Annotated in this window: 1 tRNA gene and 1 rRNA gene; both read right to left on the reverse strand. The window is 37.4% G+C overall.

Features of this window, described 5'->3' with window-relative positions:
• Positions 1-50: 50 nt before the first annotated feature.
• Positions 51-126 (reverse strand) — tRNA-Val (locus EBQ12_RS19230).
• A 557-nt stretch (positions 127-683) separates the two neighbouring features.
• A 5S ribosomal RNA gene (gene rrf, locus EBQ12_RS19235) occupies positions 684-799 on the reverse strand.
• Positions 800-808: the final 9 nt, after the last annotated feature.

The following is an 808-nucleotide window of genomic DNA, read 5'->3' on the forward strand; positions in this document are numbered from 1 at the left end:
AGTTGAGCTACACCGGCTTTATCTATCCTAACATTATGTAAGAATAAATATGGTGGAGGATGACGGGCTCGAACCGCCGACCCTCTGCTTGTAAGGCAGATGCTCTCCCAGCTGAGCTAATCCTCCACTATGTAGGAATCTCTCGATCCGACAAAGATTATTATATACAGGTTTTACTCATTTGTAAAGGCTATATTAAAAAAATTTTATTTCATTTTTCATAACGTATTTCTTTTAACAGATGATGTTGATGTTACCAGTCAAAACGGCTTCAATTCAACGATTAACAGCTGTATTCTCTTCTCTATATTCTCTTTAAAAACGAGTAAATCCTTTAAAAATATCAGCAGCCTTTCAATTTTTATACTTTAATGATATAGATATTTCTTTATTTCAACTGTTAAACGCAATGAATGTTTTGATTTCAATAAAATAGACTTATACAACTCCATTTAAATGAATGAATTTGTATCAGGCATCTATACACCTGCTATTCTTTCTCTCTATTACTTTTCTCCATACTTAAAAGTGAACATGCTTCACAGACTTTCACGTTGATTTAGAGCATCTCCACGCTTATAGTGACTTAAAACAACCTGATTTATACCACATATGTATCAAGGTGATCTTCTTTCAAACAGCACAAAAAAGACCAGTTCCGACTGGAACTGATCCTTTGAAAAGCTTGGCGGCGTCCTACTCTCACAGGGGGAAACCCCCAACTACCATCGGCGCTGAAGAGCTTAACTTCCGTGTTCGGTATGGGAACGGGTGTGACCTCTTCGCTATCGCCACCAAACCTGATGGA

Origin of the sequence: Bacillus sp. 2B09 (assembly GCF_003946835.1) — a bacterium.
Taxonomy (GTDB): domain Bacteria; phylum Bacillota; class Bacilli; order Bacillales; family Bacillaceae; genus Bacillus; species Bacillus altitudinis.